The organism is Paenibacillus sp. sgz302115 (assembly GCF_056120445.1).
The window spans coordinates 142,924-160,040 of sequence record NZ_JBVYOK010000012.1 but is presented as its reverse complement, the minus strand read 5'-3'; the positions used below and the strand labels follow the sequence as shown (position 1 = coordinate 160,040).

Below are 17,117 nucleotides of genomic sequence, written 5' to 3'. Positions count from 1 at the left end.
TACGCAATATTAAGGACAAATGGAGGAACACACTTTGAAAAAGAGAAACATCCGCTTCTTTCTGACCTCATCCCTTGCTGTGATGCTCCTGGGGCAGAACCTGTCTTTACCCTCAGCCTACGGCGCTTCAGCAGAAGCTGTAACTCAGCCTGGGCCTTCGGCTTCTGCCGGTACCGGGAAATGGATGACAGGCGAATACCATGCCCATACCTATGAATCCAACGATGCACAGGAATCGCTCAAGGATGTGCTGGATACTGCTTTTGAGAAAAATGGCCTGGATTGGCTTGCTTTGGCGGATCACCTGCGCGTGTCTGACCGTGATGATGAAGGGACGGCAATTCCCGGCGGCTCGATTGCTATGTCTCAAGGGATCGCAGCCTACCAGACGCCGGTGATTAAGAAGCTTCAGGCAGACGGCAAGTATGCCGGTAAGATTATTTTCTCCGGCTTCGAATGGGACATGCCGCAGTACGATCATGCCGCAGTCGGCATTGTGACGGATGAGCCTGGCTCAGCAGCAGCGCTGAAAGCCATTAATCAATTTGAATATTTGTTCACGAACCGTGCTGTGAATTTGTTCAATCCGGCCGATGTGGCAGCGTGGAGCGCAGCCGACAGCAGAGCCTACTCCACCAAGACGGACACCCGCACCGGAATCCAGTGGCTGAGCAATCATTATCCGGGCAGCTATGTCCTGATTAACCATCCTTCGCGTAAAAATGGCTCCAGCTCGGAGCTCAAAATTGCCGATGTGCGTGATTTTAACAATATTGATCCGAATCTCGTGTTCGGCATGGAGGGCATGCTGGGCAATCAGATGTCCCCGGACCGCGGGGAGACCGTTCAGGTCTACGGAGGAACAGACGTTAAAGTAGCCCAGGTTGGGGGCTTCTGGGATGCGCTGCTTGGCGAAGGCCGCAGATTTTGGAATTTTGCCAACTCCGACTTTCATTTCAAGACAAGCCGTGACAATAAGTACTCCAGCGGCTATTGGCCGGGAGAATACTCCAAGAACTATACCTGGGTGGAAGGCTCCGATATTCAAGCTGTGGTAGACGGCATGCGTTCGGGTAAATCCTTCTCGGTATTCGGCGATCTCATTAATGCCCTGGATTTCAGCCTGTCCGCTGACGGGAAGAAAGAGGAAACGGGTGGGGATCTGAAAATTACGGAAGGCGACAACCTGGAGCTGAAAATCCGCTTCAAAAGCCCGGAGAAGAACAATAACGGCGACCCGGTTCAGGTCGATCATGTTGATCTGATTTCCGGTGAAGTTGGCGGCAAGGCCCAGCCGGGGACACCGGAATACGACAAAGCCACCAATGATACTACAAAGGTTGTAGCCCGGTTCACAAGTGCAGACTGGACTACCGACGCTGAAGGCTATAATGTGATCACTTACAAGCTGGGGGCAGCGGACAAGAACCGTTACTTCCGGCTGAGAGGCACTAACCTCGGATTGAATGTTCCGGGAGAGACGAGCAACGGCGAACCTATGCTTGATGTGAAAAATCTTACCGTGGACAATGCCACCCGGTTCACAGAGATCAACACCCGCAACTATTCGGATCTGTGGTTCTACTCCAATCCTATCTTTGTAGATGTTGCTCCATACAGTGACAAGCAGGCGGTGGATGATACCGCAGCGGCACTGGATCTGGGAAATACAACGGCGGTGACCGCCGATCTGAAGCTTCCTGCTGACGGCGAGCATGGCGCGCTGGTGAAGTGGGGGAGCAGCAATGCAAATGCATTGCGTATTGAAGACGGAGTGGGCGTTGTTACCCGTCCGGCAGCAGGCCAGCCAGATACTTCCGTATCGCTGACGGCAACGGTTACCCGTGGTGCAGAGAGCAAAGTCAAGACGTTCGATCTTACCATTCGGGCGAAGGATTATACGGATGCCGAAGCGGTTCTATTGGCAAAAGAGAAGCTGACACTCGGAGACACAAGCGCTGTGAAGAGTGATTTGTACCTGCCGGCGGCAGGGGAGCAGGGAACCAGCATTACGTGGGAGAGCTCGAATCCGATCCTGATGACAAGTGCCGGGAAGCTTGCCTTCCAGCCACAGAAGGATACGGAGCTGACGTTGACGGCTACCATCCGCCGGGGAGCTGCTGTGGAGACTAAGAGCTTCAAGATTAATCTTGCCGGTGATGCCAGCGTGACTCCGCTCGCGCTTCACGGTACACTGCAGACAAGTGACGGAAAAACCTATCTTAGTGGTGCATGGACCAATCAAAGTGTTACCGTAAGTGTTTACGCAAGTGTGTACGTACCAGGCAGTGACGTAGCTTATAAAGTTCGTTTGGATGGCAGCGAAAGCCAGTCCTATGAGAAAGATCAGCCTATCAAGCTTACAGCCGAAGGCAAGCACCAACTGGAGCTGCAAGCGGTGGATACATTGGGAAATACAGCATCGCTGCCGCTTGCGGTAAATATTGACCGGACTGCACCTGTGATTTCCCTGAAGGGCGGCAGCAGCCTGACCCTTGCCCAAGGAACCAGCTTCGTTGATCCAGGTACTGAGATTACTGACAAGCTGGGTATCGCGGGACCGGTAACAGTAACCGGAACAGTAGATACTCTGACTCCGGGAACCTATACACTGCGATACAATGGCAGCGATCTGGCCGGTAATGCAGCCCTTGAAGTGGTTCGGACGGTAGTGGTAGCACCACCTTCCAACACCGGTAATGGCAGTGGAAGTGGCAATGGAGGCGGCGGAGGTACGACAACCTCTCCGGTTGCAACTCCGCCTGCAACCACCGTGAAGCCTCCCGTTGCAGAGGTGAAGGTTGAGGTACCGGCACAGCAGGGAGGAACAGGCTCACTTCAAGGTGTGGCGAGCTTCTCCATTCCGACAGGAGCATTGTCTGCCGATGCCACCCTTACACTGAAAGCTCTGACAACAAGTGAAGCACCGGCTGCCGGCCAACTGAAGTCCTTGAGTCCGGCTGTAGCGTTCGAAGCAAGTAGCGCAAGCAAGCTCAACAAGCCTGTGGCATTGTCTCTTTCCTATGATAAGGAGCAGGTCACATCAGGCCATAAAGCGGCCGTATATTATTACAATGCCGAGAGCGGAAGCTGGATCTATGTGGGAGGTACTTCCAAACCGGATGGGACTATTACTGTAAATGCCAATCGTTTTGCCACCTATGCCGTAATGAATTACCAGCCTCTGGCGCTCACAGATTTGAGCAACCACTGGGCAACAGATTATACGGACCGTCTGATCGGAATGGGCGTCATGAAGGGCTTTGAAGATCAAAGCTTCCGCCCGAATGAATCGGTTACGAGAACGCAGTTCGCTTCCATTATCGCCAGAGCTCTGGGACTGAAAGCATCTGGCAGTACGGCTGTATTCGCTGACCAGAGTAGCATTCCGTCTTGGGCAGCAGGCGATGTGGCAGCAGCGGTAAAAGCCGGGATTATCAAAGGCTATGAATCCGGAGGCCAAGCCGAATTCAGAGGCTCAGAGAAGATTACCCGCGCCGAAATGTCCGTAATGCTTGCCAATGCCCTAAGCACCGGCTCCGCCACACTTACGGGCAGCAGCACCGTCCTTGCTGATCAATCATCTATCCCGGCATGGGCGCAGGCATCGGTGAAGGCCGGGATCGAGGCCGGTATTCTGGGCGGCTTCGAAGACAACACCTTCCGCCCGGACAAAACAGCCACCCGTGCAGAAGCCGCGACCGCAGTCTATAAGCTGCTTGCAGCATTGTCGATCTGATTGTGGCAGTGATGATTTAAGCGAAGCAGTTAATAATGCACCAAAATAGCGCCGCCCCCCTTGTTTTGGGGGGCGGCGTTTTTTTTACAAAATTGGGCGGAAGAAAATTACTCAGATTCAGTAAGCACCATCAAAAACGTCAAACTGTTACTGTCCTGTAAGGAAGAGTACACCGCTTCGAGCAAACCACAGGTTTGTCTCCTGTGCACCGATATGTCTCTGGATCTCGTGACCATTCAGAGATATTATGACATTTTTAACAACTTAAATATTATAATTAATGTTATTTTTTGTGAAAGACACAATGTTAAAATGAGTTGATGTTATTGGATGTAGGTGAAGGTACCGTTGAAACAGAATATTGGGTTCATTCAGGAATGATTAATTGCGAATCTTTTCAGGATTATCTGAATACATCACAAAGGGAAGGATTAGAGAGCCATGGTTAAATCCAATCATAAATTTGTTACCACAATATTGACTTTGTTTTTCCTGTTATCTTTAGCGGATTTGTTCACAAATGGTGAATCCAAAGGGTTGTTGTTTGGTTCAATAGGTTATTTGTTGTTTGTTTTTGATAAATCCAAAGTGACAGCGTCTGATTATCTTTTTGCAGGTAGTGTGATTGCAGGAGTGGTTATAGAATTTGTTACTATTTTTTATAAAAATGATTATCTGGCTAATTTGTATTCCGTATATCTGACCGGACTGACAATAATGATTTATTTTACAAAAAGGAATGAGTCATGAGTAAAGTGAATTAACTCGAAAACAGAAAATCTCGGTGAGTTCGCTGGATATTCTTTCGGAAAATAGTATTATGGATAATTTGTTTAAGATGGATTCAACTATTCTGGTGATTGCCCATAGACCCGCTAATATCGCTAAATTTGATAAAACTATCGTGATTGGTTATGGTGAAATAGTTGCTCCGGGTTCTCATGAGGAATTGCTTCGATCCAGTACACATTATAATCAATTATATATGGTCGATGCTCAGACAGATATTGTAGCCGTTGGGTAGTCTGGTTGAATACATCAGTTATTCTTGAATGCATACTTTATAAGGATTAATTTGCAACGGTCCAGCAGGGCCGTTTTTTGGTGCGTCACAGTCGCACAATCTATCAGCCTAAGAACTATGGAGAGATAATTCAACCCATTCCCGTCCAGTAATGATTATCTATAATTTTTATACCTTCAAATCTAACAAAGCATCCGTCGCCAATGGGCGATTGTGCTGAAAACCAATCTTGTCCACATCAGGCTTGAAAGAACGGCAAAAATGCCGTTGTTGAAGTACAGCTGGTGGATTTGTCCAGGAATAACGGCAAAAATGCCGTTGTTGAAGTGCCACTGGTGAATTTGTCCAGTAGTAACGGCAAAAATGCCGTTATTGAAGCGCCACTAGCGGATTTGTCCAGAAACAACAGCAGAAATGCCGTTGTTGAAGCAGCGCCCCCAGTGGATTGTTCATCTAGGCTGCTCAAACACCCGCCTGCTGCAGTTTACGGATCAGTCCGGCCAATATAGGGAGGCCGGTTTCCAACTCGGCAGGGGAGGCGTAGACGTAGGAGAGCCGCAGGTGGCGGCTGTCGCTGCGGTCGTACAGATCGCCAGTGTTCAGCAGCAGCCCGGCCTTGTGGGCTCTGCGGAACAGGGTCCGCAGCGGCACTGGCTCGTGCAGCGAGAGCCAGATATAGAAGCCTCCCGCCGGAATGTTCCACGCTGCGAGATCGGCAAAATGGCACTGTAGCAGCTCTAGCACAGCATCACGCCGCTGGCGCAGCTTGGCCCGCAGAAGCTGGAGATGCTCCTCGTGATAGCCGCCTTCCAGCCACCGCGCCGCCGCAAGCTGCGAGAGGGAGCTTGCGCCGTAATCGGTCTGCATCTTAATGTCAGCTAGCCGCCGCACTACCGGCTCCGGGCCGACGATCCAGCCGATGCGCAGGCCCGGACTGGCCGCTTTGGACAGTGTGCCCAGATGGAGCACTCTGCCTTCACGGTCCAGTGCCTTCAGCGGCAAGGGAGGCGGCGCATCAAGCCACAGCTCCTGATAGGCCCCATCCTCCAGAATAGGCAGGCCAAGACTGCCAGTCACCTCCATAAGCTCCTGCCGCCGCCCGGCATTCATCAGAATTCCCGTTGGATTATGAAAGGCAGGGATGCTGTACAACATAGCGGCCTTGGTTCTGCGGGCTTCCCCGGCAATCCGCTCCACGCACAATCCGCCTTCATCCAGGGGCAGTCCGCTGAATTTGACTCCGGCCGACTGGAATGCATGGATGGAATAGAGATAAGACGGCTTCTCCAGCAGGATGGTGGAGCCGCGCGGCAAAAGACCCATCGCAATAAGCTGCAGACCCTGCAGTGCTCCTGAAGTGATCAGAATCGAAGCCGGATCAGCTTCTATGCCGTTCTTCGCCAGCTCGCGGCTTACCGCTCTCCGCAGCCCGAGGCTGCCGAGCGGCTCCTCGTAGGAGAGCGGCGGCAGTGTCTGCCGGGACAGCTCAGAGAGCACCCGTGTCATCGCTTCGCCGGGCAGCAGCTCCGGGGCAGGCTCTCCAGTACCCAGCCGGATCAGGCCCGGCTCATACTCAAGCCTGTTAATGTCCTGCACCGTGGGCAGGTTAGGGTAATGGACGCCCTCTTCAACATAGGCATTCCAGCTCCCGGCGCGTGCCAGAGGAACGGGATGCGCCGATGGATCGGCGCCGGATTCAGCCACTGTCTGCACCCCTACAACCCATGTCCCGCCGCCTCGTCTGCCCTCGATCAGACCGAGCGCCTTTAGCTGTCCCAGCGCGGTCACCACTGTACTGCGGTTCACACCGAGCTGGCGGCACAGCTCGCGCTGCGGGGCGAGCCGCACCCCGGGCGGCCAAGCCCCGCTGGTGATTTTGTCCATATAATAGTCGGTAATTTGCTGGTGAAGCGGCAGCGCCGCTGCCGGGTCCGGTGTCCACTCCCGGCTATGGAAAACTTCTGTGTGGCGTTGGCGTGAGTCGGTCAAAGTGCCAGCCCCTTTTTTGAGATATAAGTTACCTGAATTATATCATTTGCAGCCTCCATTGCTTAATTTGGTTGGGTGGTGACCCAAGGTTTTGGCTGGTTACTAACCTGCTATAGCGGGGTACTATCAGAACAATATCAAGAAGGCTGGAGGAACAGAGTAATGTGGGAAGCAATAGTGCATGGAATTATACTGGCGTTTGGGCTGATTTTGCCGCTTGGCGTGCAGAATATATTTGTTTTTAATCAAGGGGCGCTGCAGCCGAGGTTCCGCAGTGCGCTGCCTGTTGTGCTGACGGCGGCTGTATGCGATACGCTGATGATTGCCGCCGCCGTCGGCGGTGTCTCGCTGGTCATACTCTCGGTGCAGTGGGTGACGCCGCTTGTGTATGGTGCCGGGATTATTTTTCTATGCATCATGGGCTGGAAAATATGGCATTCCTCCGCCACTGCAATGGGTGACGCCAAACGGCTGCCGCTAAAGGCACAGGTAGGCTATACCCTCTCCGTATCTCTGCTCAATCCTCATGCGCTGCTCGATACGGTCGGCGTTATCGGAACCAATTCCCTGCAATATACAGGTGCTGAACGGTGGGCTTTCGCTGCTGCTACGGCGGGAGTCTCCTGGGTGTGGTTTCTCAGCCTGGCAGCGGCAGGCCGGTTGCTAGGTCAAGCGGACTCCTCCGGCAGAGCAATTAAGGTGCTGAATACAACTTCCGCGCTCCTGATCTGGGGCATTGCCGTGTACATGGGAGTACAGTTGTGGAGGGCATTTTGACGTGTTTGTCCTTGTTTCATAAGGAAATGGCAACCGTGTTGCCTAAAATTTAAAATATTTTGCCGAGTTCACTTTTTATACAAATCTAGTATATTGACCGATGGAATATTATCACATAGGATTACAGATATAAAGACAAAAACCTATTTTTTGGAATTCGGAAGGTGGTGTTTCCTTGGAGTCTACAGCCACGATTCGAGATCAGTTAGCGCAGTATTTGTCAGAACGGAGTATGTCCATTAATCATTTTGCAGAACAATCGGGCATTAATTCCGGAACACTCAGCCGGATTGTCAACGGCCATCAGCCGATAGCAATGAGTCATCTGGAGTTGATTACAAAAGGAATGGGAAAGGAGGAGGACCACTTTTACAGTCTGTATGTCGATGAATGCTTCTATCATTCGGCACCAACTTGGCGGCGATTGCGGCCCTTTCTGCTGAGTTGTGCGGCGCTTGGCCGAATGGATTGTATTGAACGTATGGTCCAGATCCTGCTCGATAATCTGAGCAATGTGCCTACGCTATTCGATGTGGCCGAAGGGCTGTTCGAGCAAGGGCAATGGCAGGCAGCAGCGCTGCTATATCAGAATGTGAGCGCCAGCGAGAAGTATCAGTATTCCGAACGTTTGGCCGTGTGCCAATACCGCCTATTCCGAATCGCCCTTGGCGACGACCAGAGCGAGAACCTGCGTGCAGCGACCTTGTTCGAACCTTATATTCCCCGATTGGATGAGGCGGATCAGTTGGATGGATTGAAGCACTTAATGAATGTATATTATTCACTGCACCAGTGGCAGAAGGTGGACGAATTGGCTCAGGAGTTACTCCGGCTTGCTACGATTCGATATGATCTTTATTGCTGTTCTGGACAGGAGAAATATAACGAAAAAACACCTGAAAAACCGTTATATCTTTATATTTTATACGCTCATCTTATGCGTTCAAATGTATTCGAGGAGTGTGGAGACTATAATTCTGCGTTGAATCTTGTCCCTGTTTATTCGGATGGCAGTTGGATACAGGAAGACAATGAGGAAGTAAGGCGAACCATAACCCAATTCCAGGAATGGGGAAGGGCCAATACATATTTGTATCGCTTGATGGCGGGGGAATCGGAAGTTCTAGCTGATTATGTTGAATTTATTTCTACTCGGACAAGCGAGATATTTATGGCTGTTTGTAACATTATTAAATCGGCGAATCGTTATAATTGGAATGTCGATCACATTCTGGAACGTTTTTCTGAATGTATGACTTATTCAATTCGTTATACAGAGTTTGGTGAATATAACCGACAAATTATGGAAGATCAATATGCTAGGTTTCTTACTGAATTAGCGACCTATTACTTACAAAATGAACGAAAAGAGGGTATTCACTTCATATTACAGAGTTTAGAATATTCCACCAGAATCAATAACGAGGGTATTGTGCTCAATTGTGTAGATTTATTCGAGCAGTACCGCCATTTCGCAGAAGATTCAGAGAAGGAGCAATACAAACTTCTGATAAGAGAGGTTCGAGATTTATATGATAAAAAAAATACTAATCTTGCTTGCCACGTGTAGCGTAGCTGTTTTAATCATTTTATCCGATGGAACTGTTGTATCTATACCTGAAGGTAATATTCACACGTTAGTCCAAACCATGGGACATGGCGCTGGTGGAGTTTAAATATTTGGAATTCTAAATAATGGATATAAGATAATCTAAGGCCGTTTGATTAAGCTTGATTACATATTTATATTCCTCAAGATCCGATAAGCTAGGTAGTTTCCCTTTGACTATTAAATTCCTTTTATAAAAAAATTCACTATGGCGTCCTGCTCCTCGGGGACGTCTTTTTATATATAACCCTTCTAAATCCTTTATCACGGTAAATAAATAAGGCACTGCAACCATATTGACCACCTGCAATTTTACATAAATAACTAAAATATTGCATAAGGAGGCGAAAACCGTCGTGAGTAATACTGTATTCATTAGAATTCGTATTGAGCGGGCAAGGCGCAAGCTTTATCGGATGCATATGCAGTATGGTGGTTTCAGCCACCCTGAGGTGCTTCGGCAATCAGTAGAGCTGGACAAGCTGCTGAACAGTTACAGCAATAATCATATGAAACAGAGACGGCCAATGGCCTGAATTGAATGTATAAAAATAAATACGATTTAAGAGCTGAAAAAGGTGGTATTTCCCTTGGAGCACACAGCTACAATACGCGATGAGATATGGGCTTATTTATCGGATCAGAAGATGACTATTAATAAATTTGCTGTAGTCAGCGGCATTCATTCCGGGACACTTAGCAGGATCATGAAAGGTCAGCAGGCTATGGCGATGAGCCATTTGGAGCGGATCACCCGGTGCATGGGGCTTGCGGAAGACTATTTTTACAGTAAGTATGTGGATGAGTGTCTGTATGATTCTGCACCAACCTGGCGGCGGCTTCGGCCGTTTATTTTGCGTTCTGCGGAGCTTGGACGTCTGGATTGCATCGAACGTTTGGTTCAGAGTCTGCTGGATAATCTTATGTATGGACCTCTGCTTTTTGATCTGGCGGAAGAATTATTTCAGCAGGGTAAGCAGCAGGCGGCAGCGATTTTATATGAAAATGTTGGAGCCAGCGAGAAGTATCAGTACTCCGAACGGCTGGCACTCTGCCAATACCGTCTATTCGAAATGTCCTTGGGTGATGATCCGCAAAAGAATCTGATAGCAGCTACATTATTTGAGAGTTATGTTACTCGACTGGATGAGGCTCATCAGTTGGATGCGTTTAGGCAATTACTGAATATATACTATTCATTGCATCATTGGCAAAAGGCAGATGAACTGGCACAGGAAATGCACCGGCTTGCAACTATTCAATATTCTTTTCGCAGCCGTTCAGAACATAAGTGCAGCAAGGAGCAAATATTAGAAAGACCTTTATATTCTTACATTCTATATGCACAACTTATGCGTTCATGTACATACGAGGAGCTTGGAGACTACAAGACTGCGCTGGAGTTTGTGCCACTCTATACTGATGGTAGCTGGATACAGGAAGAAGGGGAGGAAGTTGACCAAATCATAGCCCAGTTCCAGGAGTGGGGAATGGCGAATACGTATTTGCTTCGCTTAATGGATGGACAGCAGGATGTACTGGATGAGTATGTGAATTTTGTTTCGACAAGGGAGAATGAGATCTTTTCGGCTTTGTTCAGAATTGTGGAGACGGCCAATCGCTATCAATGGGATGTGGACCACATCCTTCAGCGCTTTTCCGCGTACATTCCGTACCGAAGATACGGTAAACGTAATAAGCAGATCAACGATGATACTCACGCCCGCTTCCGGAGCGAACTGGCGACCTATTATCTGACCCGCAGGCAGTACAGAGGGAATGAAATCTCAATGCGCGGCGTGGAGCTTTCGGCCAAAATCGACAACGAACGTAATGTTATCAAAGGCACGATATCGGTGGATTTTGAGATAAATATATAGAGCAGTGCTACTAACTCAAAAAGTTAATGAAAGGAAATACTGATGTTCAAAGATTGGATAATCGTAGAAGTTATCCAGGAAAACGAAGGGGGTGTTCCAAGTAGCCATTTCTGGCTTATGGAATACCCCCTTATATATGATGAAAGTGAAGATAGTATCCGTCGTCTTTATCTCCTCACTACACAGTGCATACTTAGTTTGTTTCTTTACTAATTGTTCTGCTAAAAAGGCTAGAAGAGCGGGGCGCCCTAAGTGACCACTGGTATCAGAGCCGCAAAGGAACCTTTTATTTTTTTGGTTTTTAATTCCCGTTTTATGTTAAAAATATCGCAAAAATACTATATATGAGAAAATTGGCAATAAAATATATAATAACTACAGGTACTAAATGTACTAAAAAAATCATTAAAGGAGAAATTAATATGAAAAAGGTATTATTGTCTTTATCCGTTTCTGCTATGCTCCTCTCTTCAGGTGCTGTCGCCTCTGCCGCGCCAATTAATGATGCAACTGCAGCTACAAAATCAGATTCTGTAAGAGTAACAGTTACTTTCACCCCAGCTAAAGGAGAATCCCCAATTTATTCTACCCAGGATAAAGATGAAAAACTTGGTCTTGGAAGTGTGTATTACATGGAAGGTGCAAACTGGATGATTTTGTATGGATCAAATGTTGTTAGTCTTTCTGGAAACAAAGCTACCATGATAGGTATTGGAACAGCACAAGTTCAAGCATTCAAATCTAACGGTGCTATACTCGGTGTATATACATTTACTGTTGTAAGATAATAACTTTTATAAAAGTGAAGAAAGTGAGTTATTCCACTTTCTTCACTTTTTTTTATTTTATATCGATGGTGATTTCAAGATCAGGAATGTATTCTATCTGTGGGTATCCATACGGATCTAACTTAAACTTGGTTTCCTCTTTGTCTATATATATATATTTATAAGGTTTGATAATTATTGATTTGGGGACAGCATTGAAAGGTTCGAATCGAGCGTCGGTTATCAATTCAGTCCCATCTGTTGGATTCCAACCACTACTTGTAATGAAGTTGAGTTTATTCCCTTTGTCGTCATAAATATCGTACCCTAAGGTTGGTAGTGGGGTATTCTCAGGTGTTGTTCCAGACAATTGTATGCTCGTTGTAATGCTTGTTGTAATCGGTGTGAGTTCAACTTTATCTAGATTCAAGTCAAAATTCTTATAGGTTCGGACAATAGAAGGTGTAACAACCAGATTATCGGACGTACTCTTTTGAATAGGAATCTTGATTTCAAATGGATCTTTAATGCCCATTACAGTCATTTCCATAGTTAATTCAAATTTATCCGGGAAAGACTTTCCACCTTGGTTACGTAAATCTGAAAACTCAATAATCGCAGAATTATCATTATTACCTTTAAACGTATAAGGGTCAATTGTATTAGTTGTACCTGTTGGCGCATAAGAATTAATGGTTTTTCCATCAATAAACAGGCGTATATTTTCAATCATTCCCTGGACATTATTTTCTAAAAACTTATTATCAGATGTTTTACGCTCAATACCAATTGAAACGCGAGTTCCATCAAAACTAGCTACGGGGACATTCAATGTCAGCCCCTGATGCGTATCTCCTAAATTTGGAGTAACTACCATGCCTCTCTCATCGGCTGTTCTTAGTCCTAGGTCTCCTGCGAAACGAAATAATGTTTCCATACCCGGAAGTTGTCTTAACGATGCTGCTAAAGTTGGAGAAATAAACCCTGTACCCAGAATAAGAGTAAATACTACCGCTGCAGAAATAACGGTTAACATTGATTTATGATGCCGTTGTTTTCTAAAGCTTTTAGATTCTATTACTATTGGTGTTTTTCCAAATTTACTCATTGTCTGCTCAACTAAGTCAATAGTAATAGGGGTTTCTCGGATTTGTTTTTTTAACCATTCGATTTCTTTATCTTCCGGTATAAATTGAGTTTTCATATGTACCCAGCTCCTTTTTTTGAATGAGTTTTTTACGTAGCCGTTCATACTTTTTTCTAACAGTTACAGTAGTTAAACCCATAATAGAGGCTATTTCGTCATAACTGTAATCCTCAAGGGATCTTAATAGTAAAATTTGTTTTTCTTCCAGACTGAGGACATCCAATAGTTCATTGATTAACTCGGAGTATCCTGGTGCCGCTTTCTGCTCTATGTTGCTTTTGTACAGTAAAAGCGATGCATAGTTCTTACTTTTCTTTTTCAAAAAATCCGTACAATAATTATGAGCAATCTTATAAAGCCACGCTGAAAACGAAACGAACTGGGAAAATCCGTTTATACTTTGCAATCCTTTGATAAAGATGTCTTGAGTAGCGTCTTCTGCCTCTTGTTTATCTTTAAGTAAATAAAAGCAGTATAAAAATATTTGTTTTTGAAAGTGACAGATTATAAAGCTATAAGCTTGGGTATTTCCTGATTTGATTTGTTCAATAGCTTCTATAAGTTTGGTTTCATCCTCTTTTTTTGAGAAATTTGTCCCGTCCATTAAGTTCCCTCCTCTCAACCTATATAACTGAAATTGCTGATGTTTTGTGACAACAAGGATTAATTTTTTTTCGAAGCAATAAATTATGTGAGAACCAAACCTAAATATTTCAACAACAATCTTGTTAATCAGGGTATCTTTTTTTGACATTCTTTCGAAAACTCTTTACCACACTAAATTATTAAGGTGCTGCAATCATGATGAAACTATCTGATTTTACATAAATAACTAAAATATTGCATAAGGAGGCGAAAATCGTCATGTATAATACTGTATTCATTAGAATTCGTATTGAGCGGACAAGGCGCAAGCTTCATCAGATGCATACGCGATATGGTGGTTTTGGTCACCCAGAGGTGCTTAGACAATCGGTAGAACTGGACAAGCTGCTGAACGATTACAGCAATATTCACATGAAGCAGAGACGGCGGCAAGCCTGACTTGAATGTATAAAAATTAATACGATTTAAAAGCTGAAGAAGGTGGTATTCCCTTGGAGCACACAGCTACAATACGCGATGAGATATGGGCCTATTTATCAGGTCAGAAGATGACTATTAATAAATTCGCTGTAGTCAGCGGTATTCATTCCGGGACACTTAGCAGGATCATGAAAGGTCAGCAGGCTATGGCGATGAGTCATCTGGAGCGGATCACCCAAACTATGGGCTTGGCGAAAGACTATTTTTACAGTAAGTATGTGGATGAGTGTCTGTATGATTCTGCTCCTACCTGGCGGCGGCTTCGGCCGTTTATTTTGCGTTCTGCGGAGCTTGGACGTCTGGATTGTATCGAACGTTTGGTTCAGAGCCTGCTGGATAATCTTATGTATGGACCTCTGCTTTTTGATCTTGCGGAAGAATTATTTCAGCAGGGTAAGCAGCAGGCGGCAGCGATCTTATATGAAAATGTTGGAGCCAGCGAGAAGTATCAGCACTCCGAACGGCTGGCACTCTGCCAATACCGTCTATTCGAAATGGCCCTGGGAGATGATCCGCAAAAGAATCTGATAGCAGCTACTCTTTTTGAGAGTTATGTTACTCGACTGGATGAGGCTCATCAGTTGGATGCGTTAAGGCTTTTGGCACATGTATATGGCTCATTACATAAGTGGGAGAAGGTGAATGAGCTGGCGCAGGAACTGCTCAGGCTCGCTTCAGTTCAATATAAGCTGCACTGTAAATCTGATCGCAAGTACGACCAGAAAAGAATCCATAAGAAACCTTTGTATTCGTATATTCTGTATGCACAATTAATGCGCGCATACGTATACGAGGAGCTTGAAGACTATAAGGCTGCATTGGAAATTGTACCACTTTACATGGATGGAAGCTGGATAGAGGAAGATGGAGAGGAAGTTAACCAGGTTCTCAATCAATTTCGGGAGTGGGGAACCGCGAATACTTATTTGTATCGCATAATGGATGGACAAAAAGAGGTATTAGATGAATACGTAGATTATATTTCAACACAAGAGAATGAGATTTTTATAGCCTTGTTCAGAATTGTGCAGACGGCCAATCGCTATCAGTGGGATATAGACCATATCCTGCAGCGGTTTTCGGCTTATATTCCCTACCGAAGATATTTTATACAGAATAAGCAAATTAACGATGATCAACACGCCCGCTTCCGCAGCGAACTGGCGACCTATTATCTGGCCCGCAGGCGGTACGAAAGCAATGAAATCTCAATGAACGGCGTGGAGCTTTCTGCCAAAATCGACAACGAACGTAATGTCATAAAAGGTACGCTATCGGTGGATTTTGAGATAAATATATAGAATTGTCTAACGCAGAAAACTACAGTTTAGGTTAGGAATTGATTTCTGTATAAAACAAGCAATTTGGCATAGGTGGCTAAATATGAATTTTAATAAACTAATTACACGCCGCTATGGAGTCTTCTGTCCTAACTGTGGGCATGAGCTTTCTATTTACTCTACATTTTCATTGAACAAGTTTGCAGTGAAATGTAACTTATGCAGCAATGGATACATTCTTGAACGCAATAAAAATTATTTAGTTCCTTCAACTGTCATTGATGAAATTGAGGATTTATGGAAATATGATGAATTTCATCAATTTTACAAGGGTATTCCGACTAGCCAGGCTTTTATGCCCAACTGGCTAAAAAAGCGTATTAAAGACTAAAATTCTCGGTAAACTATAGTGGAAGCGCCATTCACATTGGGATGGCGTTTCCGCTTGTTCAGAAGTTTCTACCCACTACCCCCCGATTTGCGACATGCGCCGCAGGGTGGGGGTGTGGCTTTGGGCTTTGCGTTCCAGGGCGAGGGCCATTTCGTGGTTGTGCGGCTTGTTGCCCAGAGCTTTGCGGAAAAGGGCCTGAACTGCAGCCGGATCTCCGGTCAGAGGGCGTACATTGTATTCATCCGCCCAGTAGAGGCAGGCCTTGATGTGGCCGTCGGCGGTGAGGCGCAGACGGTTGCAGTTGTCGCAGAAGTGCTCGCTTACCGGATGGATCAGCCCGAAGGTTCCCTGTGCGCCGACGACCCGCCGGTTCTGGGATGGGCCGTTGCCCGAAGGCATGTCTGCTTCTTCCGTGGCCCAGCCTGCAGCATTGCAGGCTTCGACTACGGTCTCCAGCGGCAGATAGGTCTGACGCCAGGCATCGCTTGCGCTGCCGATGGGCATATATTCAATGAACCGCACATTCAGCGGGCTGTTCAGGGTAAGTGAGATGAAGTCTGTAATTTCATCGTCATTAATGCCTTTCATCAGTACGACATTGAGCTTGATCGGAGAGAGGCCCGCTGCTTCAGCGGCTTCAATGCCCTTCAGCACCTTGGCGACCTCGCCGCCGCGTGTGATCATGGCGAAGCGATCCTGCCGCAGGGAATCCAGGCTGATGTTCACCCGCGATAATCCGGCCTGCTTCAGGAGGGCAGCCTTGCCCGGAAGCAGGAGGCCGTTGGTGGTCAGCGATATATCTTTAATGCCCGGGATGGCGGCGATCATGGATACCAGCTTTTCTATATCCTTGCGGATCAGCGGCTCCCCGCCCGTGAGCCGCACTTTGCTCAGACCGAGCGGCGCGAGGGCTTTCACCACAGCGGTTATTTCCTCATAGCTCATAATTTCGTCCTGGGGCTGGAATTGCATTCCTTCCGCAGGCATACAATAAATGCAGCGCAGGTTGCAGCGGTCTGTAACCGAAATGCGGATATAGTCATGTAAACGTCCGAACGGGTCCGTCAGCGGTTCCATAGAGTGCTCCCTTCAGCTTGAATTTTACTTTAAATTTTAATGACTGTAATCGTTCGCGTCAATGCGCCAGGCTGCGGCACTTTACCTGCGAAGAGTTAGGAAGAGGAGGGCCACGGGTTGTGAAGCAGAAGAAAAGGACAACCTAAATCATATGTGACTGAACTGAAATGGCAAAGCCTAAATTTGACAGAGTTGCGACAATTTTAAGTAATGGTCATAGAATGCTCACTGAAAGCGCTTAACAAATTCGATATAATTTAAGTGCGGAAGATTCACACTTTTTCTACAATTCACTTTTGCGATGAGCACAGCTATGATACCGGATAACGCGCGCCTTGTACGATTATAGGC

At 46.6% G+C, this 17,117-nt stretch carries 16 protein-coding genes; 11 read left to right on the top strand and 5 right to left on the bottom strand.

Features of this window, described 5'->3' with window-relative positions:
* The first annotated feature begins 34 nt into the window (after positions 1-34).
* The 3 genes from AC0LWN_RS21340 (at position 35) to AC0LWN_RS21330 (ending at position 4,763) form a co-directional block, all read left to right on the top strand.
* A complete protein-coding gene (locus AC0LWN_RS21340) occupies positions 35-3,739 on the top strand; it encodes an immunoglobulin-like domain-containing protein (RefSeq protein WP_474668832.1) in 3,705 nt (1,234 codons plus the stop codon).
* Positions 3,740-4,180: 441 nt separating this feature from the next.
* Positions 4,181-4,489 carry a hypothetical protein gene (locus tag AC0LWN_RS21335; protein ID WP_474668830.1) on the top strand — a complete coding sequence of 103 codons (309 nt, stop codon included), beginning with the start codon at positions 4,181-4,183 and terminating at the stop codon, positions 4,487-4,489.
* A 70-nt stretch (positions 4,490-4,559) separates the two neighbouring features.
* A complete protein-coding gene (locus AC0LWN_RS21330) occupies positions 4,560-4,763 on the top strand; it encodes a hypothetical protein (RefSeq protein ID WP_474668828.1) in 204 nt (67 codons plus the stop codon).
* 238 nt (positions 4,764-5,001) lie between these two features.
* On the opposite strand, the gene AC0LWN_RS21325 is transcribed toward AC0LWN_RS21330, so the two are convergent.
* Positions 5,002-5,229 carry a hypothetical protein gene (locus AC0LWN_RS21325; RefSeq protein WP_474668826.1) on the bottom strand — a complete coding sequence of 76 codons (228 nt, stop codon included), beginning with the start codon at positions 5,227-5,229 and terminating at the stop codon, positions 5,002-5,004.
* On the bottom strand, positions 5,226-6,752 hold the full coding sequence (locus tag AC0LWN_RS21320) for an aminotransferase-like domain-containing protein (protein WP_474668824.1): 1,527 nt from the start codon (positions 6,750-6,752) through the stop codon (positions 5,226-5,228). The genes AC0LWN_RS21325 and AC0LWN_RS21320 overlap by 4 nt, the downstream gene beginning before the upstream one ends.
* A 162-nt stretch (positions 6,753-6,914) precedes the next feature.
* On the opposite strand from AC0LWN_RS21320, the gene AC0LWN_RS21315 reads away from it, so the two are divergent.
* The 5 genes from AC0LWN_RS21315 (at position 6,915) to AC0LWN_RS21295 (ending at position 11,806) form a co-directional block, all read left to right on the top strand.
* Entirely contained in the window at positions 6,915-7,529 is a 615-nt protein-coding gene (locus AC0LWN_RS21315) for a LysE/ArgO family amino acid transporter (protein WP_474668822.1), read from the top strand.
* A gap of 175 nt (positions 7,530-7,704) precedes the next feature.
* Positions 7,705-9,099, top strand: a complete 1,395-nt coding sequence (locus tag AC0LWN_RS21310) for a helix-turn-helix domain-containing protein (protein WP_474668820.1) — start codon at positions 7,705-7,707, stop codon at positions 9,097-9,099.
* Between the two features lie 395 nt (positions 9,100-9,494).
* Entirely contained in the window at positions 9,495-9,674 is a 180-nt protein-coding gene (locus AC0LWN_RS21305) for an aspartyl-phosphate phosphatase Spo0E family protein (RefSeq protein ID WP_474668818.1), read from the top strand.
* Positions 9,675-9,728: 54 nt separating this feature from the next.
* A complete protein-coding gene (locus AC0LWN_RS21300; protein ID WP_474668816.1) occupies positions 9,729-11,018 on the top strand; it encodes a helix-turn-helix domain-containing protein in 1,290 nt (429 codons plus the stop codon).
* Between the two features lie 422 nt (positions 11,019-11,440).
* The gene (locus AC0LWN_RS21295; protein ID WP_474668814.1) at positions 11,441-11,806 is read left to right on the top strand and encodes a BLB8/JUQZ-1 family protein; all 366 of its coding nucleotides are present in this window, start codon (positions 11,441-11,443) and stop codon (positions 11,804-11,806) included.
* A 52-nt stretch (positions 11,807-11,858) separates the two neighbouring features.
* On the opposite strand, the gene AC0LWN_RS21290 is transcribed toward AC0LWN_RS21295, so the two are convergent.
* Positions 11,859-12,989, bottom strand: a complete 1,131-nt coding sequence (locus AC0LWN_RS21290; protein WP_474668812.1) for a DUF4179 domain-containing protein — start codon at positions 12,987-12,989, stop codon at positions 11,859-11,861.
* The gene (locus AC0LWN_RS21285; protein WP_474668810.1) at positions 12,961-13,536 is read right to left on the bottom strand and encodes an RNA polymerase sigma factor; all 576 of its coding nucleotides are present in this window, start codon (positions 13,534-13,536) and stop codon (positions 12,961-12,963) included. The genes AC0LWN_RS21290 and AC0LWN_RS21285 overlap by 29 nt, the downstream gene beginning before the upstream one ends.
* Positions 13,537-13,796: 260 nt before the next feature.
* Between AC0LWN_RS21285 and AC0LWN_RS21280 the strand changes: the two genes are divergently transcribed.
* The 3 genes from AC0LWN_RS21280 to AC0LWN_RS21270 all read left to right on the top strand — a co-directional run bounded on the left by AC0LWN_RS21280 (position 13,797) and on the right by AC0LWN_RS21270 (position 15,689).
* Positions 13,797-13,976, top strand: a complete 180-nt coding sequence (locus tag AC0LWN_RS21280) for a Spo0E family sporulation regulatory protein-aspartic acid phosphatase (RefSeq protein ID WP_474668808.1) — start codon at positions 13,797-13,799, stop codon at positions 13,974-13,976.
* Between the two features lie 110 nt (positions 13,977-14,086).
* Positions 14,087-15,319, top strand: a complete 1,233-nt coding sequence (locus AC0LWN_RS21275; protein WP_474668806.1) for a tetratricopeptide repeat protein — start codon at positions 14,087-14,089, stop codon at positions 15,317-15,319.
* An 82-nt stretch (positions 15,320-15,401) separates the two neighbouring features.
* The gene (locus AC0LWN_RS21270; protein WP_474668804.1) at positions 15,402-15,689 is read left to right on the top strand and encodes a hypothetical protein; all 288 of its coding nucleotides are present in this window, start codon (positions 15,402-15,404) and stop codon (positions 15,687-15,689) included.
* 75 nt (positions 15,690-15,764) lie between these two features.
* Here AC0LWN_RS21270 and moaA read toward each other — a convergent pair whose 3' ends face one another.
* Complete coding sequence (moaA, locus tag AC0LWN_RS21265; RefSeq protein WP_474668802.1) at positions 15,765-16,766, bottom strand: GTP 3',8-cyclase MoaA; 1,002 nt, start codon at positions 16,764-16,766, stop codon at positions 15,765-15,767.
* Between the last annotated feature and the right edge of the window lie 351 nt (positions 16,767-17,117).